Source organism: Gemmatimonadaceae bacterium (assembly GCA_036003045.1).
In the GTDB taxonomy this organism is placed as follows: domain Bacteria; phylum Gemmatimonadota; class Gemmatimonadetes; order Gemmatimonadales; family Gemmatimonadaceae; genus JAQBQB01.
Genome location: DASYSS010000104.1, coordinates 16,930 through 40,051, shown reverse-complemented (window position 1 = coordinate 40,051; position 23,122 = coordinate 16,930). Strand labels below are relative to the sequence as shown.

General features: G+C 65.8%; 20 protein-coding genes. 8 read left to right on the top strand and 12 right to left on the bottom strand.

Going from position 1 to position 23,122, the window contains the following annotated elements; translation table 11 throughout:
* The first annotated feature begins 139 nt into the window (after positions 1 to 139).
* Both VGQ44_22755 and VGQ44_22750 read left to right on the top strand, forming a co-directional pair.
* Positions 140 to 1,414 (top strand): M20/M25/M40 family metallo-hydrolase, encoded by a 1,275-nt coding sequence (locus VGQ44_22755; protein HEV8449660.1) that lies wholly within the window; start codon positions 140 to 142, stop codon positions 1,412 to 1,414.
* Positions 1,411 to 2,799, top strand: coding sequence for a M20/M25/M40 family metallo-hydrolase (locus VGQ44_22750; protein ID HEV8449659.1), 1,389 nt, complete (start codon positions 1,411 to 1,413; stop codon positions 2,797 to 2,799). Before VGQ44_22755 ends, VGQ44_22750 begins: the two co-directional genes overlap by 4 nt.
* Before the next feature lie 190 nt (positions 2,800 to 2,989).
* Here VGQ44_22750 and VGQ44_22745 read toward each other — a convergent pair whose 3' ends face one another.
* From VGQ44_22745 to sufB, 7 genes are all read right to left on the bottom strand, one after another.
* A complete protein-coding gene (locus tag VGQ44_22745) occupies positions 2,990 to 4,444 on the bottom strand; it encodes a DUF4403 family protein (GenBank protein HEV8449658.1) in 1,455 nt (484 codons plus the stop codon).
* A gap of 60 nt (positions 4,445 to 4,504) precedes the next feature.
* A complete protein-coding gene (locus VGQ44_22740) occupies positions 4,505 to 5,176 on the bottom strand; it encodes a hypothetical protein (protein ID HEV8449657.1) in 672 nt (223 codons plus the stop codon).
* Between the two features lie 312 nt (positions 5,177 to 5,488).
* Positions 5,489 to 6,700: a cysteine desulfurase gene (locus VGQ44_22735; protein ID HEV8449656.1), complete on the bottom strand. Its 1,212-nt coding sequence runs from the start codon at positions 6,698 to 6,700 to the stop codon at positions 5,489 to 5,491.
* Complete coding sequence (locus tag VGQ44_22730; protein HEV8449655.1) at positions 6,697 to 7,182, bottom strand: SUF system NifU family Fe-S cluster assembly protein; 486 nt, start codon at positions 7,180 to 7,182, stop codon at positions 6,697 to 6,699. Before VGQ44_22730 ends, VGQ44_22735 begins: the two co-directional genes overlap by 4 nt.
* A 17-nt stretch (positions 7,183 to 7,199) precedes the next feature.
* Positions 7,200 to 8,510, bottom strand: a complete 1,311-nt coding sequence (sufD, locus tag VGQ44_22725) for a Fe-S cluster assembly protein SufD (protein HEV8449654.1) — start codon at positions 8,508 to 8,510, stop codon at positions 7,200 to 7,202.
* Positions 8,507 to 9,274 carry a Fe-S cluster assembly ATPase SufC gene (gene sufC / locus VGQ44_22720; GenBank protein HEV8449653.1) on the bottom strand — a complete coding sequence of 256 codons (768 nt, stop codon included), beginning with the start codon at positions 9,272 to 9,274 and terminating at the stop codon, positions 8,507 to 8,509. The genes sufD and sufC overlap by 4 nt, the downstream gene beginning before the upstream one ends.
* Before the next feature lie 144 nt (positions 9,275 to 9,418).
* On the bottom strand, positions 9,419 to 10,852 hold the full coding sequence (sufB, locus tag VGQ44_22715; GenBank protein ID HEV8449652.1) for a Fe-S cluster assembly protein SufB: 1,434 nt from the start codon (positions 10,850 to 10,852) through the stop codon (positions 9,419 to 9,421).
* Between the two features lie 335 nt (positions 10,853 to 11,187).
* Between sufB and VGQ44_22710 the strand changes: the two genes are divergently transcribed.
* Complete coding sequence (locus VGQ44_22710; protein ID HEV8449651.1) at positions 11,188 to 12,195, top strand: DUF6252 family protein; 1,008 nt, start codon at positions 11,188 to 11,190, stop codon at positions 12,193 to 12,195.
* Here the strand turns inward: VGQ44_22710 and VGQ44_22705 are convergent, their stop codons facing one another.
* A complete protein-coding gene (locus VGQ44_22705) occupies positions 12,196 to 13,158 on the bottom strand; it encodes an FAD binding domain-containing protein (protein ID HEV8449650.1) in 963 nt (320 codons plus the stop codon).
* Positions 13,159 to 13,239: 81 nt separating this feature from the next.
* Complete coding sequence (locus VGQ44_22700) at positions 13,240 to 13,437, bottom strand: hypothetical protein (GenBank protein ID HEV8449649.1); 198 nt, start codon at positions 13,435 to 13,437, stop codon at positions 13,240 to 13,242.
* A gap of 195 nt (positions 13,438 to 13,632) precedes the next feature.
* On the opposite strand from VGQ44_22700, the gene VGQ44_22695 reads away from it, so the two are divergent.
* Positions 13,633 to 16,149, top strand: coding sequence for a protein kinase (locus tag VGQ44_22695; GenBank protein ID HEV8449648.1), 2,517 nt, complete (start codon positions 13,633 to 13,635; stop codon positions 16,147 to 16,149).
* A 130-nt stretch (positions 16,150 to 16,279) separates the two neighbouring features.
* Here the strand turns inward: VGQ44_22695 and VGQ44_22690 are convergent, their stop codons facing one another.
* Complete coding sequence (locus VGQ44_22690) at positions 16,280 to 17,518, bottom strand: aspartyl protease family protein (GenBank protein ID HEV8449647.1); 1,239 nt, start codon at positions 17,516 to 17,518, stop codon at positions 16,280 to 16,282.
* Positions 17,519 to 17,713: 195 nt separating this feature from the next.
* Here VGQ44_22690 and VGQ44_22685 point away from each other — a divergent pair, with 195 nt between their 5' ends.
* From VGQ44_22685 to VGQ44_22670, 4 genes are all read left to right on the top strand, one after another.
* Complete coding sequence (locus VGQ44_22685) at positions 17,714 to 18,424, top strand: hypothetical protein (protein HEV8449646.1); 711 nt, start codon at positions 17,714 to 17,716, stop codon at positions 18,422 to 18,424.
* Positions 18,425 to 18,777: 353 nt separating this feature from the next.
* Positions 18,778 to 19,032, top strand: coding sequence for a phosphopantetheine-binding protein (locus VGQ44_22680; GenBank protein ID HEV8449645.1), 255 nt, complete (start codon positions 18,778 to 18,780; stop codon positions 19,030 to 19,032).
* 6 nt (positions 19,033 to 19,038) lie between these two features.
* Positions 19,039 to 20,265 (top strand): beta-ketoacyl-[acyl-carrier-protein] synthase family protein, encoded by a 1,227-nt coding sequence (locus VGQ44_22675; GenBank protein HEV8449644.1) that lies wholly within the window; start codon positions 19,039 to 19,041, stop codon positions 20,263 to 20,265.
* Entirely contained in the window at positions 20,265 to 21,473 is a 1,209-nt protein-coding gene (locus VGQ44_22670; protein HEV8449643.1) for an aminotransferase class I/II-fold pyridoxal phosphate-dependent enzyme, read from the top strand. The genes VGQ44_22675 and VGQ44_22670 overlap by 1 nt, the downstream gene beginning before the upstream one ends.
* On the opposite strand, the gene VGQ44_22665 is transcribed toward VGQ44_22670, so the two are convergent.
* Both VGQ44_22665 and VGQ44_22660 read right to left on the bottom strand, forming a co-directional pair.
* Entirely contained in the window at positions 21,401 to 22,651 is a 1,251-nt protein-coding gene (locus VGQ44_22665) for an MFS transporter (protein HEV8449642.1), read from the bottom strand. The two genes, VGQ44_22670 and VGQ44_22665, sit on opposite strands and share 73 nt — an antisense overlap.
* Entirely contained in the window at positions 22,630 to 23,079 is a 450-nt protein-coding gene (locus VGQ44_22660; protein ID HEV8449641.1) for a DUF2147 domain-containing protein, read from the bottom strand. Before VGQ44_22660 ends, VGQ44_22665 begins: the two co-directional genes overlap by 22 nt.
* Positions 23,080 to 23,122: the final 43 nt, after the last annotated feature.

Sequence of the window (23,122 nt, the reverse complement as noted above, 5' to 3'; positions counted from 1 at the left end):
GGGCTTGCGCCCACTCCGCTCAGCGTGACGAGGGACGGCACTATTCGGGCGGAGGAGCGGACGTCGCGCTCCTCCGCCTTTCGCTTGCGGCGCAGTTCGCGTGCTTCACGCCGGACGGTCGAACATGTACGTTGGTCCCATGCCGACCACCCCTCGCTTCGCCCTCGCCGCGCTCTTCCTCGCCTCGACGACCGCCATCGCCCAACTCCCCATCCCGTCGTCGAACCCACGAGTCCGCGCCGCCCTCGACATCCTCAAAACTGACAACGCCTGGACGCTCCAACAGCAAGTCGAGCTGACCGCGATCCCCTCACCGCCGTTCAAAGAATCCAAACGCGGCGCTGAGTTCAAAAAGCGACTCGAAGCCCTCGGCCTCAAGAACATCCGCGTCGACACCGCCGGCAACGTCATCGCCGAGCGGCGCGGGCTGGGGAATGGGCCGACGGTCGTCATCGCCGGACACCTCGATACCGTCTTCCCCGAAGGCACCGACGTCACGGTGAAGCACGACGGCACCAAGCTCCGAGCGCCGGGCATCGGCGACGACGATCGCGGGCTGGCGGTGGTCTTGGCGGTCGTGCGCGCATTCGAGAAAGCCGGCGTGCAGACACTCGGCACCGTCTACTTCGTCGGCGACGTCGGCGAGGAAGGTCCGGGCAACCTCCGCGGAATGCGCAGCCTATTCTCTCGGGATCTCAAGGGGAAGGTCGATTACTTCATCTCTGTCGACGACACGGGGCTCGGCATCGCGAGCCGGGCAGTCGGCAGCTATCGCTATCGCATCTCGTACAAAGGTCCGGGTGGGCATAGCTACGGAGCATTCGGCATCCCCAATCCGATCCACGCGCTCGGGCGCGCGATCGCCGGGATCGCCGACATCCAAGTGCCGACGAATCCCAAGACGACGTTCAACGTCGGCGTGATCCAGGGCGGCACGTCAGTCAACTCGATCTCCGGCGAGGCATCCATGGAAGTGGACATGCGCTCCGAGGACGCCAAGTCGCTCGCCGACGTCGACGTGAAAGTGCAGCGCATCATCCGCGACGCGCTCAACGCCGAGAACGCGCGCTGGACCGGCCCGCGCGCGGCGGCGGCGAAGATCTCGCTCGTCGTCGACACGATGGGCATTCGCCCGACGGGAGGACAAGCCGACTCCGCGCGGATCGTCCAGACCGCGCTCGCCGCGGGCAAAGCGCTCGGCTTCACCTCGACGACGGGCGCGTCGAGCACTGACGCGAACATTCCGATCTCGCTCGGCATTCCCGCGATCCGCATCGGCGGCGGTGGCAACGCGGAGGGCGCGCACTCACTCGGCGAATGGTACGACGATGGGCCGACCGGCTACATCGGTCCGCAGTGGGCCGCGCTGCTCGTCGCCGCGCTCGCCGGAGTCCATTCGGGAGTTACGCCATGATCAAGCGATCGTATCTCGCCGCGCTTCTGATCGCGGCACCGGCGCTCGCGCAGCAACCGTCGCGCTCCGACTACCACGCGCTCGGCCGCGCGATCCTCCGCGAGCTGATCGAGACGAATACCACGGCGTCGGCGGGCAACACGACGGTTGCCGCCGAACAGCTGCAAGTGCGCTTCAAGGACGCGGGGTTCGCGCCCGAAGACGACCAAGTGGTCGGGCCGACGCCGAAGAATCGAAACCTCGTCGTGCGCTATCGCGGCAGCGGAGCGCACAAGCCCGTCCTGCTGCTCGCGCACCTCGACGTCGTCGAAGCGAAGCGCGACGACTGGACGTACGACCCCTTCGTGCTCACCGAAAAGGACGGGTACTTCTACGGACGCGGCACGCAGGATGTGAAGGGCGGCGCGGCCATGCTCGTCGCCGCCCTCCTGCGGATGAAGCAGGAGAAGATCGTCCCCGACCGTGACTTCATACTGGCGTTGACCGCCGGCGAAGAGGGCGGCATGCCCTACAACGGCGTTCAGTGGCTGATCGCCAATCAAAGACCTCTCATCGACGCCGAATACGTGATCAACGTCGACGCGGGCGGTGGAGAGTTGGAGAACGGCAAGCACACGCTGTTCGACGTGCAGGCGGCCGAGAAGGTCTTTCACTCCGTATCGCTGACGGCGAAGAATCCGGGCGGCCACAGCTCGCTGCCGCGCAAGGACAACGCGATCTACGAGCTGGCCAAGGCGCTCGAGCGCGTCGGTGCCTACGAGTTTCCGGCAAAGCCGAACGACGTCGTGAAGAAGTACTTCATGCAGGCGTCGGCCACGGTCGCGCCTCAGGTGGCTGCCGACATGCGCGCGGTCGCCGCGGGAACCGCGACGCCCGCCGCGGTCGCCCGCCTCAGCACGACGCCGCTCTACAACGCGCTGATGCGCACGACGTGCGTCGCCACGATGCTGAACGGCGGCCACGCGCCGAACGCGCTCCCGCAGACCGCGACCGCGTTGGTGAACTGCCGCATGCTTCCCGGCGACGATCCCGCGGCCGTCGAGCAGGCGCTCGTACGCGCCATCGGCGACACGGGCGTTCATCTCGCGCCGATCGACACGGCCCGGCCCAGCCCCGCGTCGCCGCTTCGCCCCGACGTGTTCTCCGCCGTCGAAGCGTCGGTCAACGCCGTGTGGGGGAAGGTGCCGGTCGTGCCGATCATGGAGACCGGCGCGACTGACGGGCTTTTCCTGCGCAATGCCGGTGTGCCGGTGTACGCGTTCAGCGGCCTGTTCATCGCCACGAACGACGTCCGCGCCCACGGCAAAGACGAACGCATCCTCGTCACGGCGTTCGATGACGGCCTGGATTTCACGTACGATTTCCTGAAACGCATCACGCGATAGAGTCCGTCCACTGCAACTGCCTTACCGCCGAGACGCAGAGGACGCAGAGGACGCCGAGGGCAACACTTTGGGAACCGCCTCGGGAAGGCACTAGGACCTCCCGGGCTTGGTCCAAAAGCCTTCGCAGTCCTCGCGGTTGCTCATTCTCTGCGTCCTCTGCGTCTCTGCGGTGAGGTTGTTCGAATTGCAGCTAACGCTGACGCACCGCGACGTGCGCTTGGCCGGTGGCTACGCCGCGCACGATCAGGCCGTTCTTCGTGACGTAGAGCCCTTTCACCGCCACTGAATCGACCGTGGCGCCGAGAGTCATGGCGTCGCCGATCGTGCGGTTGAGGCCCATCAAGAGCATCTCTTTGCCCTTGTCGATCGCCTCGGAGACGGAGAACTTCGCGCGCTGGCGGAACATGGCGCGGAGATCGTCGGCTTTGAGCCAGGCGTAGGTGTTGATCAGCTTGTCGTCGGTGGTCAGGTCGTAGTCGAGATCGGGGACGAGCACCTCGCGCTTCTTCGCGTTGTAGACCGGCGTGCCGAGGAACCGGAGACGACCGTGCGCGTCGCCGCTGAACGCGACGGTGAAGGCGAGGCGGCCGAGTGAGGCTGGAGTCACGATGGTCGTGTCGATGCGCACCGTGCGGCCGCTCGTCGTGAAGCTCTTTCCCTCGAGCGCGCGGGCGACCGCCTTCGTCGCCGCGTCGTAGCCGACGACGCCGTCCATCTGGATCCGGAAGCCGTTCGCCGACGTGTCGCGTCCCAGCGGCGGCAGTGAGACGCGTTCGACCCTCGGCGTATCGACCGACGTGATGATGCGCGGCGACGCCGCGAGCGTAACCGGAACGCGCAGCGTGTGGCCCGTGCCGCGCACGCGTCCCATCGCGAGCCGGCCCGGGCCGAGAGAGAGCCACACACCGTCGGTGAGTCGAATCGGCCGCTCCAACAGACCCCACCACTCGACGAAACGATTCCTCAGATCCACCTCGGCAACCTTCTTGTCGATGTCCGGCAAGTGGTCGATGATGCCGAGGCGCGCGGCTTCGACGACGCGGGGCGTGATGTCCTTGTGCAGGAGACTCACGTCGCAGTGGTCCTGCGGCAGCGTGGAGGCGGGTTCGACGCGGACGATCTGCGCGTGCGACGCGAGGTGCCAGTTGTCGGTGAGCGTGAGCGGCGTCGCCATCTCGATGACGAGCCGCGGCCGATTCTTCGGATCTTTGCCGCAACCCGCGCTGATCGTCGGTCCGATGATCGGCTTGAACCAGCCGCGCACCTGGTAGTCGAGCGTCGCCTGCAAGTGGACGAGACGGCCGTCGGCAAACGCCGTGAACGGGCTGCGGTCAGCTTGGAATGCGTAGTGACGATGATCGTCGTCGCCGGCCTGTCGCACGCTGTCGATCGAGCCGAACGTCTTGGGCACGGCCCGCTCGACGACGCGCAGGATCGCGCTGAAGTCGTAGTCGAGCGGGACGCTGAACCGCGAGGTCTCCGGAGGGGCCGGCGGCGGTATCGTGAATTCCGAGTCCGCCCGGCTCGTGTCGTTCGCGCTCGAACGACGGTCGCACCCCGTCAGGGATGCGACGACAGCAAAAAAGAGGAGGAGGGAAAGCAGCGGAGGGGCGAATCCAATCGGCCGCGTCGTCGTCCGGCGCATACTGTCATACAATAGAAAGCGCGGCGGCCTCGAGCGCCACTTTCCCTCCCCTCCGGGCGGTCATTTTGCCGGCTTTCCGAAGTTGTAGCCGAACGAGATGCCGTACGTCGGCTTCGACCCGCTTTCGGTCGGGATCAAGACGCTCGGCTGGATCGTAAACACCTTGTTGAAGACGAAACCGCCACCCAACTGGATGACCGTGGTGTTGTCGTCGCCCGAGCTCGAAACGCCGCCGAGCGATGACGAGAAGTGGTCCATCTCGTACAACGCGCCGCCGAACGGAACGAAGTCCATCGTCGGCGACATCGCGACCGTCGTGCCGATCGATCCGCCGAACGCGAACGCGCGGAGCGAGCTGCTGACGGTTCCAAACCCGGTGTCGAAGTCCGGTCCCGACTGATACGCGAAGCCGACCAAGGGGCAGAGCTGCACCGAGCGCGACGTGTTCATCGCGATCGAGTAGCCGCCCTGCAGGCTGACCCCGTTCGAGCCCGCGTCGAGGTCGTCGAACTGCGTGTGGACGTACTCAGCGCTGCCGAACAGGCTATTGCTCGAGCCGAAGGCCAGGCCGCCGCCATATGCCTTGGCGCCGTCCGTGAACTGCATTCCGGCGCCGATTCGGGTCGATCCGGCCGAGAACGGGGCCGTTCCCTGGCAGACCTGAGCATTGGTCGTATTCGCGATTCCCGCGACGAGACCGAGCGCGGCAATTCCGAGATAGTGTGGTCGCATTGTGATCCGGCTAGGGTGGATGAACCCGCCGCATGACGGGCTACTCGTTGACGAGCCCGTTACGCTAGCGGTCACCGCAGCGGTTGTCGGTGACGAGAACCGCTTTGCCAATCGGCATAATGGAGTCGGGCGTTGGCATCACGGCCGCGCTCCGAGCATTTCGGAGGGGCAAGCGAGCCTAGCCTCGAGCATCAGCAGGAGCTTTGAGCTACGCGGTTTAGGCTCATGGCTGATGCTTATGGCTGTTGCTCGAAGGCTAGGCTCGGGTGACGGCACGAGATTCCAGCCGAGGAGGAGTTGCCGGACCGTCAGTCAGGCGACCGCGCCGAATAGCTCGCGCGCACGCGCGACGCCCGCGACCAGCGCCTCGATGTCCGCTTCGTCGTTGTACACGTAGAACGACGCCCGCGCCGTTGCCGGAACTTCGAGTCTTCGCATCAAAGGCTGCGCGCAGTGATGACCGGCGCGAATGCATACCCCGTTCTCGTCGAGAATGGTGGCGAGATCGTGCGGGTGGATGCCGGCGACCGTGAAGCTGGCGACGCCGCCGCGAACATCCGGTGGCGGACCGAAGACGCGGACGTCCGGAATCTCCGAGAGGCGCGCCGACGCGAGGGCGGTCATGGCGTGCTCGTGCTCGCGAACCTTGGCCATGCCTACGCGCGCCAGATAGTCGCACGCCGCGGCGAGTCCGACGGCGTCGCCGACGTTGGGGGTGCCGGCCTCGAACTTGTGCGGCAGCACGTTCCACGTCGTGCGCTCGTCGCCGACATACTCGATCATGTCGCCGCCGGTCTGATAAGGCGGCATCGCCTCGAGCAGCTCTCGCCGCCCGACCAGGACGCCACACCCCATCGGCCCAAGCATCTTGTGGCCGCTGAACGCGTAGAAGTCGACGTCGAGTTGGTCGAGGGAAAGCGCCATGTGCGGCGCGGCCTGCGCACCGTCGCACACGACGACCGCGCCGACCTTCCGCGCGATGGCGCTCAGCGTCGCGACGTCGTTGAGCGTGCCGAGCGCGTTCGAGATGTGCGGGAAGGCGACGACCTTCGTGCGAGGCGTGATGAGTGCGGCGAAATGCTCGATGTCGACGCGGCCGTCGCTCGTGATGCGCGCGATGTTCAGCTTTGCGCCCTTCTCGATCGCGATCTGCTGCCAGGGGACGAAGTTGGCGTGGTGCTCGAGACCCGTGACGACGATCTCGTCGCCGGCGCGCACGTTGGTGCGTCCCCACGCCGTTGCGACGAGGTTGAGCGATTCCGTCGTGCCGCGCGTGAAGATCAGTCGGTCGGTGTCTTTCACGCCGACGAAACGCGCGACTCTGAGTCGAGCGTCGTGATACCGCTCCGTCGCGCGTGCCGAGAGCGCGTAGGCGCCGCGGTGCGGATTGGCGTTGTCGTGCTCGTAGTACTCGAGCATCGCGTCGAGCACGGCGCGCGGCTTCTGCGACGTCGCGGCGGAATCGAGGTAGTGCAGCTCGGGGTTGGCCGCGAGCAGCGGAAAGTCCTTGCGGTCGACGATCATGCGCCTTCTCCCGGTCCGCCGCCCTCGGCGTCGGTCGAGACGACCGGCACGCTCTCGACCTTGGACTCGAGCGCCGCGTGCAGCGCGTGCCAGGCGAGGCTCGCGCACTTCACGCGCAGCGGAAACTTCGCCACGCCGCCCAGCGCGCGGAGCGATCCGAGCGATTCGCGCTCACTCTCCGGCAGTGTGCCCGTGACCAGCCGATGAAAACGGTCGAAGATCTGTTCGGCTTCCTCGCGGCTCTTTCCTTTCACGGCGCCGGTCATGAGCGACGCCGATGCCTTCGAGATCGCGCAGCCGCTCCCCATGAAGCTCACGTCGGCGATCCGGTCATGGTCGAGCTTGACCCACAGCTTGAGCGAGTCGCCGCACAACGGATTGCGCCCCTCGACCGTGCGATCGGCGTCGGGAATCTCGCGGAAGTTGCGCGGCTTCCGGTTGTGCTCGAGGATCAGCTCCTGGTACAGCGCATCCGTGGACACGGTCGACGCTCCGCCCGTCAGACGAACCGCTCGAGGGTCGTGCGCTCGAGTCCCTCGCGGACCGCATCGACCTCGATCGTCTCGAGCACGTCGGCGGCGAACGCGTAGGTGAGCAGCCGACGCGCCAGCGCGTTGGCGATGCCGCGCGACTTCAGATAAAAGAGCGCGGCTTGATCGATCTGCCCCACGGTCGCGCCATGCGTACACTTCACGTCGTCGGCGAAGATCTCGAGCTGCGGCTTCGTGTCGACGTGCGCGGTGTCCGAGAGCAGCAGCGTGTTGTTCGTCTGCTTGCCGTCGGTCTTCTGCGCGATCGGCCGCACGTAGACCTTGCCATTGAACACGCCGTGCGACCGTCCGTCGAGAATCCCCTTGTAGAGCTCCCGGCTGAACGTGTTGGGCTGTGCGTGGATGATCTGCGTTTGGTGGTCGCAGTGCTGTTCGCCGTCGAGCATGTAGAGCCCGTTCAGCGTCGCGCCGCTCCCTTCGCCGTCCAGCGTCGTGTAGACGTTGGTGCGCGACAGCTCGGCGCCCGTGGCGAGCGAAAACGAAACGTAGTGGCTGTCGCGCGCCTGCTCGACCTCGATGGTTCCAACGTGGTACGCGCGGGACGCTTCGCGCTGGATCTTGTAGTGGCGGAGCGACGAGCCGTCGCCGAGCGTAACCTCGGTGACGGCGTTGGTGAAGTACGTCGAATCGGTCGCCGACGCGTAGGTCTCGATCACCGTCGCGGTCGCGTGGCGCTCGACGATGATGAGATTCCGCGGATGCATCATCGCTCGGGCCGCGGCGGCGTCGGTCACGAACAGCAGGTGAATCGGCCGACCGACTTCGACGTTGCGTGCGATGCGCACGACGGCGCCGTCCTGCGCGAACGCGGCGTTGAGCGCCGTAAAGGCGTGCGATTCGTGGCTCGCCAGGGACCCGATTCGCTCGGCGACATCCGGGGCCGACCATGCCGTGGCGAGATCGGTCACCTCGACGCCCGCCGGCAACTTCCTGAGATCCGAGAGCTCGGGCGCGAACCGGCCGTTCACGAACACGATCGTATGCCAGTCGCCGGCGCCCACCCCGAAGCTGAACGGCGCGAGGTCGTCGCGGCCGATGTCGCCGGTGCGCGACGCGAGCAGAGCGAATTCCTGATCGGCGATCGGCGCGACGCTCGTGTAGTGCCAGTCTTCGTTCTTCGGCGTCGGGAAACCGAGCGCGGAGAACCGATCGAAGGCGGCCCGCCGCAGGGCGCGCACGGCCGCCGGAACGCCGACGTCGCCGGAGATGACGTCGAACGCGGCCGCGTACGCGTCGGCCACCATGACGGGCGCGCTCACGACGCGGACGCCCCCGCGAGCTCGGTCACCCAGTCGTAGCCCTTCTCCTCGAGCTCGAGCGCCAGCTCTTTCCCACCGGACTTGGCGATGCGTCCGCTCACGAGCACGTGCACGAAATCCGGCACGATGTAGTTGAGCAGCCGCTGATAGTGCGTGACGACGATCGTGGCGTTGTTCGGACGCTTCAGTTTGTTGACACCATTGGCGACGATGCGCAGGGCGTCGATGTCGAGCCCGGAGTCGGTCTCGTCGAGGATGCCGAGCTTGGGCTCGAGCACCGCCATTTGAAGAATCTCGTTGCGCTTCTTTTCGCCGCCCGAGAAGCCGGTGTTCACGGAGCGGTTGAGCATGGACGAATCCATGTCGACCAACTCCAACTTCTCGTCCATGAGATCGGCAAACTCGAGCGGGTCCACCTCGTCTTCGCCGCGCGCCTTGCGAACTTCGTTGTACGCCGCCCGCAGGAAGTACGCGTTCGACACGCCCGGAATCTCGACCGGGTACTGGAACGCCATGAAGATCCCCGCCTGCGCCCGCTCTTCCGGCGGCATGGCGAGCAAATCCCGGCCGTTGTACGAGACGGAGCCGCTGGTGACCTCGTACGCCGGATTCCCCGCCAGCACCTGCGCGAGCGTGCTCTTGCCGGACCCGTTCGGGCCCATGATGGCGTGGACGGAGCCGGTTTCGACCGTGAGGGTGACGCCCTTGAGGATGGGCTTGTCGGCTACGCTTGCTTTGAGATCTTTAATAACGAGAAGAGACATTTCTGATTCTGTAGGTCACCGGTCACAGGGTCCGGTCTCCGGGAATCGGGGAGAACTGAGTCGTTCCCAGTGACCTGTTACCGGTGACCAGTGACCAAGAGTATTCAGTTAACAGTGATCGAGTTTGGTGCGCGCGCGCCGTTCTTATCCGACGGACCCTTCCAACGTGATGCCGAGCAGCGCCTGCGCTTCCAGCGCGAACTCCATCGGCAGCTCCTTGAACACTTCCTTGCAGAACCCGCTCACGATCATCGAGACCGCCTGCTCGGCGGACAGCCCGCGCTGCTTGAGATAGAAGATCTGGTCTTCGCCGATCTTCGACGTGCTGGCCTCGTGCTCGACGATCGCGCTGTTGTTGCCGACTTCGACGTACGGGAACGTGTGAGCGCCGCAGCGGTTGCCGACGAGCATCGAGTCGCACTGCGTGTAGTTCCGAGCGCCGACCGCTTTCGGCAGCACCTGCACTCGACCGCGATACGAGTTGTTTCCTTCGCCCGCCGAAATGCCCTTGGAGACGATGGTCGACTTCGTGTTGCGGCCGATGTGAATCATCTTCGTGCCGGTGTCGGCTTGTTGATGATTGTTCACGACGGCGACGCTGTAGAACTCGCCCACCGAGTTGTCGCCCTGGAGAATCACGCTCGGATACTTCCACGTGATCGCCGAGCCGGTCTCGACCTGCGTCCACGAAATCTTGGCGTTCTTCTGCGCCTTGCCGCGCTTCGTCACGAAGTTGTAGATGCCGCCGCGGCCTTCCTTGTCGCCGGCGTACCAGTTTTGGACCGTCGAGTACTTGGCCGTCGCGCCTTCCAGCGCGACGATCTCGACGACGGCGGCGTGCAGCTGGTTCGTGCTGCGCTTGGGCGCCGTGCAGCCCTCGAGATAGCTGACGTACGAGCCTTCATCGGCGACGATCAGCGTACGCTCGAACTGGCCGGTGTCGGCCGAGTTGATGCGGAAGTAGGTCGAAAGCTCGACGGGACAGCGCACGCCTTTCGGTACGTACACGAACGAGCCGTCGGAGAAGACGGCACTGTTCAACGCCGCGAAGAAGTTGTCGCTGTACGGAACGACGGAGCCGAGGTACTTCTCGACCAGCGTCGGGTGCTCGCGAATCGCTTCGCCGAGCGAGCAGAAGATGATGCCGTGCTTCGCGAGCTCCTCGCGCATCGTCGTGCCGACCGACACCGAGTCGAAGATCGCGTCGACGGCGACGCCGGCGAGCACCTTTTGCTCCGTCAGCGGAATGCCGAGCCGCTGGTAGGTCTTGAGCAGCTCGGGATCGACCTCGTCGAGGCTCCCGAGCGGCTTTTTTGTTTTTGGAGCCGAGTAGTAGCTGACGGCCTGATAGTCGATCGGGTTGTAGTGGACGTTGGGCCAGTGCGGCTCTTTCATCGTGAGCCAACGCCGATAGGCCTTGAGCCGCCACTCGACCATGAACTCCGGCTCGTTCTTGCGCGCCGAAATCGCGCGAACGACGTCCTCGTTCAGCCCGGGCGGGAACGTGTCCGACTCGATGTCGGTGACGAACCCCGCCTCGTATTCGCGAGTGATAAGCGATTCGATCGAGCTACTCATCTATGCTCCACAAGAGCTTGGTGCCGCCGACGGCGACCGGCCAACTCGCTACGGGCAAGCAGCTTAGGCAGTCGGCGCGTGGGCTGGTTGTGGGATCGCTCGACCGAGCAAACGGGGCGATCCACTATGTCGATAAAATTAGTCGGATTTGAGGGGGGAGGCCAGTTCCGGCGGGAACTCCCCAACTCCGAGACTGCGGAACGCGGAAAACTGGCCGACGGGCCGGGGTCGCACGGAATGACGTTTTTGGCCCTTGAGTCGCGCAACTCAAAGGGCGGCGGGAGCCCTCGTCGCATACGCCTAGCCCACTCGCCGACGAGCCGGAGATGTCCCAAATGCGCGCCTCGAGAATCCTCGCGAACGTCATCCGTACGACCGGAAGCGCGGCCGTCATAGCTCCTTTGGCGCTGGCGGCTTTCGCTTGCGGCGGGGGCGCTTCATCGACGACCGGCCCCGGGGGGCCGAGCGGAAACGCCCGCTACTACTTGCAGGCCAGTATCGACGGAGCCGCATGGGGCGAAGACGCGGTCTCCGCGGCAGCGACGGGAGCCCGCTGGGCCGCCCCGGGTCTCTTCACCATCTCGGGATACGATGCCTCGAGCAACATCACGATCCTGATTACGCTGTACAACGTCTACGGGCCCGGCACGTATGCCCTTGGCGTCAACGCCTCGAATTCCGGGGGCACGGCCCAGGTCACCAACATCAGTGCGGGGTGGGCGACCCCGCTCTCTGGAGCCGCGGGTTCGGTCACCATCACGAGCCTGACGCAGACTGAGATGGCCGGCACATTTACGTTCGTCGCGAACGGCTTGCTCAACGTGCCGGCGACGAGCCTCAAAAACGTCACGTCGGGAACATTCGACCTCCCGGTGAAGGCAAACGGCGTCATCACGCAGCTCACCGGCACGAAGGGAAGCTCGATCAGCGGAACGATCGCCGGTTCCGCGTTCAACCTGGCGACGATTACCGCCACCACTTCGACCACGCGCGGACCTCAAGGCGCGACGATCGGCACGACGCTCACGTTCGGCGGCGGCTCGACGACTTATGGGATGGGCGGGTCGGTCCCCGCGATCACGGGCCCAGGCGTTTACCCGCTCGGACCCGGCAGCGCCGCCAACGGCTTCAACGCCACGACACTGAACGCCAGCCTCACGAACGGAACCGTGATTCAGGCATGGAACTCGAGCGATGCGCTGAGCACCGGCTCGGTGACGATCACGAGTTTCACGCCGAATCGGATCCAAGGTTCTTTCAGCGGCAACCTGGGCCCCGGCTTCGGAACGTCGGCGCGGATCAACGTAAGCGGAACGTTCGACCTCGCGATCGCGATCCCGTAGCTAACCGACTTCGGCCATCACCTGCCGCAGCAGCGAGGCCGCGAGCTCCACCTTATAAGCGTTCTTGGACAAGGGCTTCGCGTCGAGCAGCGCGCGTTCGGCGAGCGTCGCGATGGCGTCGTCATCGAGTCCTCCCGATGCGACGTCTTCTTCGACTGACGAATTCACGCGCCACGGCCGCGGCGCGACGCCGCCCATCACGATGCGCACGCCGCCGTCCATGCGCTTGCACGCGGCGACGCTCACCAGCGCGAAATCCCACGCGTCGCGCTGCATCAGCTTGTGGTAGCGCTGTGTGCCGCCGACGGACTCGGACGGGATCGTGATCGCCGAGATGAATTCGTGCCGTTCGAGTGTCGTCTCACGATCGGCGCGTTCCGAGGGCGACAGGTAGAGGTCCGCCAGCGCGACCTTTCTACTTCCGCGCGACGACGACACGATCGCGGTCGCTTCGAGCGCGGTTAGAGCCACGGCCGGATCTGACGGATGAACCGCGTAACACGGCCCCGCGTCGAGAATCGCGAGATACTGATTCTCACCTTCCGTCGCGGGACACGACGAACCGCCGCTCTTGAGACAGGAAACGCCGCGGCGGAAATACCAACATCGCGGCCGCTGGCAGAGGTTCCCGCCCAACGTTCCCATGTGGCGCAACGCCGGCGTGCCGACGACGGCACACGCTTGCGCGAGCGCCGGGAACTGCGACGCGACTCGTTGATCTTTCGCGAGGTCCGCGATGCGCGCCGCCGCGCCGATCGTAACGGATCCATCACGATGCATCACCACGTCGGCGCTGCCGGGAATCGTGCGCAGATCGACGAGCGTTTTCGGTGCGGCGAGCTTCTCTTCGATCGCGACCAGCAAATCCGTGCCGCCCCCGAGCGGCACTGCGCCCGGCTCAGCGAGCTCTTTGACGGCGTGTTCGAGCGACACGGCCGCTCTGTATTCGAAAGGATGTGTCACGGCCAAAAAGAAAGCGGGACCCATGAGGTCCCGCCATTGCCGCTTTCTTGGTTCCGGCCCCGCGGCCCGCCCGACCACTGCCTACTGTCCACCCTCCGGCGGGGCCAGATCCCCGGACCCTTTGCCATGCCACGTCGGATCCGTTGGATGACGGTAGGTCTGTTTGTGGACGTACGTCGCCGTGACCACGCAAGCGAGCGCGAGTGCGATGATGAACGCGGCGATGCCCTTGCCGCCGTTGGTCACGGCCGGAACGTATCGATCGACGTGGGGTGCCATGGGAGCTGAATGTAACCGGCCGATTCGGACGGCGAAACCGCGACGCCGCGGGCGACTACCCAGCGCGAAAAAGGGCGATTTCTGGTTCGAGTTCGGTAAGAACCGCCGATTTCCGCAACCTTTGGCCGTGCACCGGGTGTCTTACGTGTTGAGCGGGGCGTAACTTGGGACGCCTCGCAGTCCCGGCGATACGACGTGACCGTTCTTAGAGACGAGCTCCAGCGCACTTTAGGCACCTCCTACACCCTCGAGCGGGAGCTCGGCGGCGGCGGCATGTCGAGCGTGTTCGTCGCCCGCGACAATGCGCTCGGGCGCGCGGTCGTCGTGAAGGTCTTGCCGTATGAACTGGCGGCGGCCGTCTCCGTGGATCGCTTCAAGCGCGAGATCATGCTGTCGGCCGCGCTTCAGCATCCGCATATCGTGCCGGTGCTCACCGCGGGCGAGATCCCGGCAGACGCGTCCGTCTCGCCACCGACGCCGCTGCCGTACTTCATCATGCCGTTCGTCGAGGGCGAGTCGTTGAGGACCCGCCTCGAGCGCGGACCGCTCTCGGTTCGGGAGACGGTGACCATCCTCAAGGACGTCGCGCGCGCTCTCGCCTACGCGCATGGGCGCGGCGTCATTCACCGCGACATCAAGCCGGACAACATCCTGCTCACGACGGGGTCGGCGACGGTGACCGACTTCGGCGTCGCGAAGGCGCTCACCGCGTCGCGCGAAACGCGCCGTCCGCTGCCGCAGGGAAATCGGAGCGGCACGATCACGATCGTCGGCACGTCGATCGGGACGCCGGCATACATGGCGCCCGAGCAAGCGGCCGGCGATCCGTCGATGGACCACCGCGCGGATCTCTACGCGCTCGGCATCGTCGGCTACGAAATGCTCGTGGGAACCCCACCCTTCCACGGGCGTCCGCCTCAGCAGTTGCTCGCCGCGCATCTGACCGAGAAGCCGTCGCCGATCGGGTCGCGACGCTACGACGTTCCTGCCGCGCTCAACACGCTGCTCATGCAGCTGCTCGAGAAAGAGCCGAACAAGCGTCCCAAGGCCGCGGCCGAAGTCGTTCGTTCGCTCGAGGACCCTGCCGTCGTGAGCGGGACGTTCACTCCGCCCGCGCTGCCGAGCGCAAAGCGTCCGAAGCGAGTGCTCTGGGCGCTCGCCGGCGCCGGGATTCTCGCGTCGGTCGCCGCCGGCGGCGCGTGGTTCACGAATCGCAAATCATCGAACGCGACGGACACGCCGAGTCCCGCGTTGACGACTCCCGCGCCGGCGGGGAAATCGATCGCCGTGATTCCGCTCGTCAACATCAGCCGAGACACGAGCGACGCGTACTTCGCCGCGGGAATGTCGTCGGATCTGTCGAACGCGATCAGCCGGATTCCCGGCGTGCGCGTCGCGGGTTCGCAGAGCATTTCGCACGACGCGTCGGCTAGCCCCATCGAGTTGGGCAAATCACTGGGCGTGAACATGGTGCTCACCGGCACCGTGCAGCGCGACAAATCGCGTCTCCGAGTGACGGCGCGCCTCGTGAACACGTCGGACGGGTTCACCGTCTGGTCCGACATGTTCGAACGCGACTCGAAGGATCTGTTCAAGGTCCAGGACGAGATCTCGGGCGCGATCGTCGCGGCCATCTCACCGGAATTGTCGGGCGCCGGCGCCGGGCAAGCAGCGACACCGGCTCCGGCCGCGAGCAGCTCGCCGACGCCGGCGTCGGCGTCCTCGGCACCGCACGGCACGTCGGACCTGCTGGCGTACGATCTCTATCTCCGCGGACGCTACTTCTTCGACAAGCGCGGCGAGGTGGGACTGCGCCGAGCGCTGGATTACTTCCAGCAGGCGACGCAACGCGATTCGAACTTCGCTCGCGCATACGCCGGCATCGCCAACGCGTACGCGCTGCTCCCGCTCTATGCGAACGTGCGCGTCGATTCGCTCATGCCGCTCGCGATGTCGGCGATCGACCGCGCGATCCGCCTCGACAGCACGCTGGCCGAATCCTTCGCCTCGCGCGCGACGCTGCTGCAAGCGGCTTGGCGCTGGTCCGAAGCCGAGCGGGATTACAAGCGCGCGCTGACGCTCGACCCGAACGCGCCGTCGACACATCAGTGGTACGGCGAGCTCCTGCTCGTCCTCGGCCGCACGCCTGAGGCGAAGGCCCAGCTCGCGCGGGCCGCGCAGCTCGATCCGCTCGCACCGGTGACGCTCGGTTCGTACGCCTTCGTTCTCACGATCGCGCGGCAGCCGGATTCGGCGATCGCCGCGGCGAAGCGCGCCGTGGAGCTCGACTCGACCCTCGTCGTCACGCGCTTCATACTCGGCACGGTGTACCTGCAGGCCGGGCGTCTGCCTGACGCCGTGCGCGAGCTCGAAGCCTCGGTCAAGCTCGACTCGTCATCGACTCGCGCGCTCGGCTTGTTGGGATACGCTTATGCAAAATCCGGCAAGACGAGGCAGGCGAACGACCTCGCGAAGTCGCTGGAGAACCAAGTCGGCCGCAGCGCCGGCGCGGCGACGGCCGCGGCGCGAGTGTACCTAGGTCTGGGCGATCGTGGTCGGGCCCTGACGCTCCTCGAACGCGCGGCGACGGATCGGGACTCGTTCTACTCGAGCGAGTCGCTGGCGGAGAACTTCTTCGATCCGATCAGAGCGGATCCGAGGTTCGCGGCGATCGTCAGTCGAGTCGGGGTGGGTGCGGGGCTCGCCAAGTAGATCGCGGCCAGCTCTAGGCGTGACGAGGCGAAGGTCGCGTAACGCGAGCGTGCGTCGCTGAACCCGACTTCTAGCGCCGGCGGCAAATCGACTAGGCGATCGACCTCAGACTAGGCCGATCACGCGCCGTTTACACCATCCGTCGGGTTACCAACTCGACTCTTTTCTCCTCGCCCCCTCTTCGCACCACGAGCGCGATTCGCTCGCCCGGCTTTCTGAGCCGGTCGCGCAGTTCCCCGAGCAGCTTCTGACTTCCGGGCACTCCGTCCACCGATACGACTTCATCGCCCGGTCGTACGCCTGCCTCCGACGCCGGCGAGCCTTCGGCGACCGTCTCGACGATGATCGTCGTCAGTGAATCGTTGAGCCGTAGGAGCATCCCGCTCATGTCCGCCTCGAACGCGTCGTGCAGCGTCGCGTTCGGCTCGAAGATCATTCGCTTGCCCTGGTAATCGAGGAAGACGGTGAATCGCCGCAGAATCGCGCCGCCGATGTTTCCTTCCCACGAGCTCGAAACCGACAGTGAGCCGGCGGAATCGCCGAAGAGATTCACCAGCGGACGCGAGAGCTCGATCCCGCCGATGCTCAGCGACGCGAGGCGTCCGATGTCGGACGTTGTCGCGCCGCCGACGCCGCCGCCTCCGGTTCGCCGAATCGTCGGACCGACGCGCTGCCGTAGCCGGTTCTTGTCGACGAACGCCTTGGTCAGCGACAGCGAGCCGTTCGAGCCGACGTCGATCACCATGCGTCCGCGAATCGTCGCGCCGTCGGCGAGACCGACCTCGGCGTCGATGTGTGGAAAGCGGTTGATGAGCGTAACCGGGACGGAAACGCCCGGACCATCGTACTGAAAGGCGGGCCGGTCATAGATCCGCAGCTCGTGCCGCGCGTAGTCGATGGCGACGACATAGCGCGAGATGAAGTCGTAGCCGAGGATGCCGTCGATCGGATGGCCCTCGAGGCGGGGCAAACGCGATAGGTCGATCGCGCTTACGACGGCTTGCGTGATCGACGAGCCCTCGACGGCGACGCTGGCGTCGTCCACCCGCGCGCCCGCGACTCGCGACGGACCCGCTCCACCGACGCTGAAGCCCGGGCCGAGCTTGACGCCGAGTTGCTTGGCGGTGTTGAGGTCGAGCGAGGTGTTGCCGGCGCCGGTGTCGAGAATGAAGTCGAGCTCGCGTCCTTCGACACAAGCCTTGAGGAAGATGTGATTCCCCCAGAGATCGATGGGGATCGTGGCCGGCAGCGTCGACTGCGCCGGCGCGGTCGCGCACGCGGCCGCCACAGCCCGCTCGACGAAGGCCATGGGACGCGGGCGCACGGCCGGCGCCAAGCTCAACACACCGCTCGCAAGCAGAGTCAGCATCGGGATTCGACTCCTCGGGTTTCCACCAAAGTTCATCTCGCGAAGCGGACGCGGCCACTACGCTCGGCGGCGGCCCACGTTTCACGGGGGAATTGTAAAGATGGGCATGCACGTTGCCCTTAGGGCCAATAGGCGCCGTTTCCCCCCACCATTGCGGCCGCTCCATACCTCAAACGGCCGCGGCCGGGAGACCCAATGCGTCGTTTTCACATCGTCCACATAGTCACCGCGACACTGGTGGCGACGACGGCTTACGCCGGAATCGCGCAAGCGCAAGGCGATCAGGGTCGTGGACGGGGACGCGGTCACGAGCAGTCGGACGATCGCGACAAGCGAATCAAAGACGAGCAGCGTCGGATGGATGACTACCGCCATCATCTCGACGATCAGGCGCGCGTGACGCAGCAGCAAGCGGCGCAGTTGCAGCAGGCGCGTCGGGCCGCTCAGTATCGCGCGCAGCAGGAATACGCCGCGCAGCTGCAAAGACAGCGCGAGCAGCTCCAGGCCGAGCGTCGGTACGACAACGAGCCATACGTGGTGGCCGCCCCGACCTATCGCTACCAGTTGAACGGGACGTACCACGAAACGAACCAGTACGGCGTGGACATGCTCCGTCGGGCCGTGAACAACGGATACCGACAGGGCTACCGGGCAGGCGTGGCGGACCGCCAAGACCACTGGCGCTTCGACTATAGAAATTCGCCGGCATATCGAGAAGCGACGCTCGGATACTCGGGCAGCTACGTCGACCTCGACGACTATAGCTACTACTTCCGCCAGGGATTCCAGCGCGGATACGAGGATGGCTACTACAGCCGGACTCGGTATGGAAGCGGGTCGAACGGGACGGTCTCGATTTTGGCCAACGTGTTGTCGGGGATACTCGGTCTCAAACCAATTCGCTAACGCGGTTCGCGGCCATTCCGGCGTCCGTCGTCGCCGGGTTGGTTCGGTCGTGCGTTGGAAATCGGACGTCTGACATCAGGCCAAGAGTACGCGGTGACTCACCATGACCCCACCGCGTAACGCGTGGTCTTGTGTCAGACGTCGTATGTCCAGTCTCCGACTTCGAGCGCAACAGCCGGCGGATGGGCAGGAGCGGACGATCGCGCCTCGAGACTAGCCGAATCGACTCGGAGTGGCGGGCCCGCCCCCTTCCGTCATCTCACCGACAGCAACAAAACCAAACTTCCTCATGAAGGGATCTTAGCGGCACGGGAGCGTGAGAAGCCGAGCACATGGGGTATCTTGAGCCACACATGACGACCCTGAGTGCCATCACGGAGCTCGCCTCCAAACAGTTCGGCCGCGACGCCGCGGAGATCGACGTCGACGCGCCTTTCGACAAGTTGGGCGCCGATTCCCTCGGCATGCTCGAGTTCTTATTCGAGCTCGAGGATCACTTCAGCATCTCCATTCCGCAGGACGAGGCGGTCAAGGCGAACACGATTCGCTCGCTGGCCTCGCTCGTGGATCAGCTGCTGGCGGCCGCGCCGGTCCCTCCGCTCGGCTAGCTCGCCGTGACGCGCGTCCTCGTCACGGGGATCGGCGTCGTCGCGCCGTGTGGCCGCACCGCGGACGAGCTCTTTCACAACCTCGTCGAAGCGCGCTCCGCGGTCTCGCTTGTTCCGAACGGCGCACAGAACGCCTCGTCATCGCTGGTCGCGGCACAGATCTGTTTCGAATCGTCCGTTCACTGGCCCGCGAACGAATCGGCACAGTACGACCGCGTCGCGCAGTTCGCGCTCGTCGCGTCGTCCCAAGCGATGTCCGACGCCGTGCTTTCGCTCGGCGAAGACGAGTTGCCCGACGCGGGCGTCTACTGGGGCAGCGGTTTGGGCGGCGCGGCGACGATCGAAGATTCGTACAAGCGGTACTTCGAGTCGGCGGGCAAGCGCGTGCGTCCGACCGCGGTCGTCCTCGGGATGAACAACGCCGCCGCCGCGCACGTCTCGATGGCGCACGGATTCCGAGGACCGATGCTCAACATCTCGACGGCGTGCTCGTCGTCGGCCGCGAGCATCGGCGAGGCGTATCGGCTGATCCGGAGCGGAGACGCGCAGGTCATGCTTGCCGGCGGTTCGGAGGCGCTCATTACGCCGGGCAATCTGGCCGCATGGGACGCGATGCGCGCGCTCGCGCACGCCGATCCCATCGATCCGGCGAGAAGCTGCAAGCCGTTCTCGGCTGATCGAACGGGACTGGTGCTCGGTGAAGGAGCGGCGGCTCTCGTGCTCGAGTCCGACGAGCACGCGGCGCGGCGCGGTGCGCGTGTCTACGCCGAGCTCGCCGGCTACGGCAACGCCTCCGACGCGTCGAACATCTCGAGGCCCGACCCCGGCGGCCAAGTTCGCGCGATGAAGCGCGCGCTCGCCGACGCGAAGCTCGACGTGGGCGACGTCGGATACCTGAACGCGCACGGGACCGCGACACAGGTCGGCGACGTCGTCGAAACGGACGCGGTCAAGCAAACGTTCGGTTGCCACGCGCGAACGCTCAGCGTTTCGTCGACGAAGGCGTTGCACGGACATCTTCTCGGCGCCGCCGGCGCGCTCGAGATGGTGGTCGCGATCATGGCCCTCGCGCGAAACGTCGTTCCGCCGACGGCGCATCTCGACCGGCGCGATCCTGCCTGCGATCTCGACTACGTCCCGAACGAAGCGCGCGACAAGCAACTCGACGCAGTGATGTCGAATTCATTCGGCTTCGGCGGCATGAACTCGGTGTTGGTCGCGCGGCGCTACTGATGCGCGACCTCCGCGAGCTTGCCGCGTGGTTCGACGCGCGGCCCAACGCACACGACCCGCTCGTCCCGTCGTCGCTGCCCGACCCGTCGTTCGAGGCGAACGGCCGCACCATCATCTCGTTCAGCACGAACAACTATCTCGCGCTCGCCACCAGTTCGAGGATGAAATCGGCCGCTCGGCGCGCGCTGGACCGCTACGGGGTCGGGAACTGCGAGTCGCGGCTTCTCGGGGGCAATCTCGATCTGTACGACCGGCTCGAGGCGCGTCTGGCGCGACTCAAGCGCAAGGAAGCGTCGATGCTGTTCGCGACGGGATTCCTCACGAACCTCGGCGTGCTGCCGATGCTGACGCGCTCCACGAATCTCGCGCGCGCGATCGGCTACGTGCCGAGCACGAACTGGAAACACGCGTTCTTCACCGACGAGTTCAATCATCTCAGCCTGCGCGAAGGAATCCGCGCGTCGGGCGCGCCGTCGATCGCGTACAAGCACCTCGACATGGACGACCTCGAGCGCAAGCTCGTGTCGTCGTCGGCGAACGTCAGGATCATCGTCACCGACGGCGTTTTCAGCCAGCATGGCGACGTCGTTCCGCTGCCGGACATGATGGCACTCGCCGAACGCTACGACGCGGTCGTCTACATCGACGACGCGCACGGCACGGGCGTGCTCGGGCCGACGGGAGCCGGGACGACGGAGCACTTCGGGATCGACAGCCCGCGCATCATCACCATGGGCACGCTGAGCAAGGCCTACGGTTGCATCGGCGGTTTCATCGCGACCGAGTCGCACGTGCGAACGCTGCTTCACGCCGGCTGCGCCGCCTACGGCTTCACGTCCACGTTGCCGCCCGATCAAGCGGCCGCGGTGCTCGAGGCGATCGACATGGTGGAGGATGAGCCGGAGCGCCGCGAGAGTCTGTGGCATAACCAGCGGTACTTCGTTTCGCGCATGCTCGGCGCCGGGTTCGACTTGCCGGCCGTCACGACGGCGATCGTCCCGCTCGTCCTCGGCGATGAGCTCGAGTGCACGCGCGTCGCGCGCGACTTGCGCGAAGCCGGGTTTCACGTGGACGCGGTGCTCTATCCCGCCGTGGGTTTCGGTCAGGCTCGGCTCCGATTCATCATGAACGCCCGTCACACGTTCGAGGACATCGACCGGCTCGTCGCCGCGCTCTGTGAGTCGGTCCGTCCGGCGACGCGTGCGTGAGCTTTCGTCGCGTATAAGATGACGAGAAACAACACGGCGAACACACCATTCGAGAGCGCGTCGACGGCGAGCATGCCGTGGACGCCGAATCGCGCGTGCCCCCAGCCGTCGAGCCGCAGCATGTACACGACGGGAACGTTCACCGCCGCCATGAAGAGCGTGAAGCGCGTTCCGCTCGCCGCGGAGCTCGTGCCGACAAGTTGAAACGCCAGCGCCATGAACGCGGCGTAGCAGAACCCGACCGAGAGAGCGTACGCAGCCGCACCCGCGAGAAACGCCGCCGGGGATAACGGGGCGAACGCCATGACGCCGGCGCTGACCGCGGCAGCGAGTCCGGTGATCGGGTACACCAACCAGCGGTCGAAGCGATCGCAGACAACGCCACCGATCAGCGCGCCCAGCGGTGTAAGGGCCCCGCCGAGCACGACCGTCCAAATCACCACGTCGGCTGAGGCGCGAAAGTCGGACGCGATGCCGGAGAACAAATCCATCAACGCGCCGGCGCCGATCGGGCTCAAAAAGAACAGGAGGCCCAGCCACACGTCCCGCCTCGCCAGCGTGCCACGCACGTCCCCGAGCATGTCGCTGAAATGACGACGCCAGCTCTCGATCTGTGGCTGTGGTTCGTCGATCGTGAGCGCGACGAAGCTCGGCGCGGCGATGAGCGCCGCGGCGACGATCGCGACCGACGTGGCCGATACGCGATCGCTGAGCCACACCGTTGTGGCGCCCGTGACGACGCCGCCGAGGAAAATTCCGGCTTGCGACCAGCCCGCGGTGCGTCCGCGATGCTCATTCGGCATGACGGTAGCTACGAGGCCGCCCATCGCGCTCGACACCGGCTGGCAGAAGACGGACGCAAGCACGAGGAGCGTCGTCAATGCTCCGCGTGATCCGTCCGCCGCGCCGAGCGCCGCGGCGGCGCACAGAGCCGACGCCACGCTCAACACGACGATCCACGTCCTCCGCCGGAACCCGAGATCTACGACCGGCCCCCACAGGAAGAACCAGATCGACGGCGCCTGCACGAACGCCTCGACGATCGCGATGCGTTCGACTGGAATACCGCGTTGGCGCAGGATGAAGGGCAAACCGACAGCCACGAGTCCATTGAAGGCGCCGTACGGCGCCGACGCCAACGCGAAACGCCGGACCGTTACTCCTGTCGGCGCACCCACGTCTGCGAGCGGCCGAACATCGGAATGCCGACGTAGCCCCTCACGATCAGCTTCTTGCCGTCGTCGGTGAGCTTCATCGTCGCGCGATACGTCTGCCCGTTCTCTGGATCGAGGATCTCGCCGCCGCTCCATTCGTCGCCGCGCTGCCGCATGTGGCGAAGGATCTCCATTCCGACGATCGGCTGACCTTTTCGGTCGTCGGTGCATTTGTCACACACGCTGTCCTCGGGACCGGCATCGACGAGAATTCCGCGGACAACGCCGACGAGCTCTCCGTTCACTTCGCGGATTTCCACGACCCCGGTGGGCTTCCCGTCTCGGTCGCTGACCGTGCTCCACAGGCCGGCGGGGCTCTCTTGCGCGACGGCGACGCGACCGTTGACGAGAACCAGACATGCTGTCGCAAAGAACAGACTTCTGTGTGTCATGCGATCACGCCGCCGTGCGCGCTAAGGAACTTGAAGTGAGTCC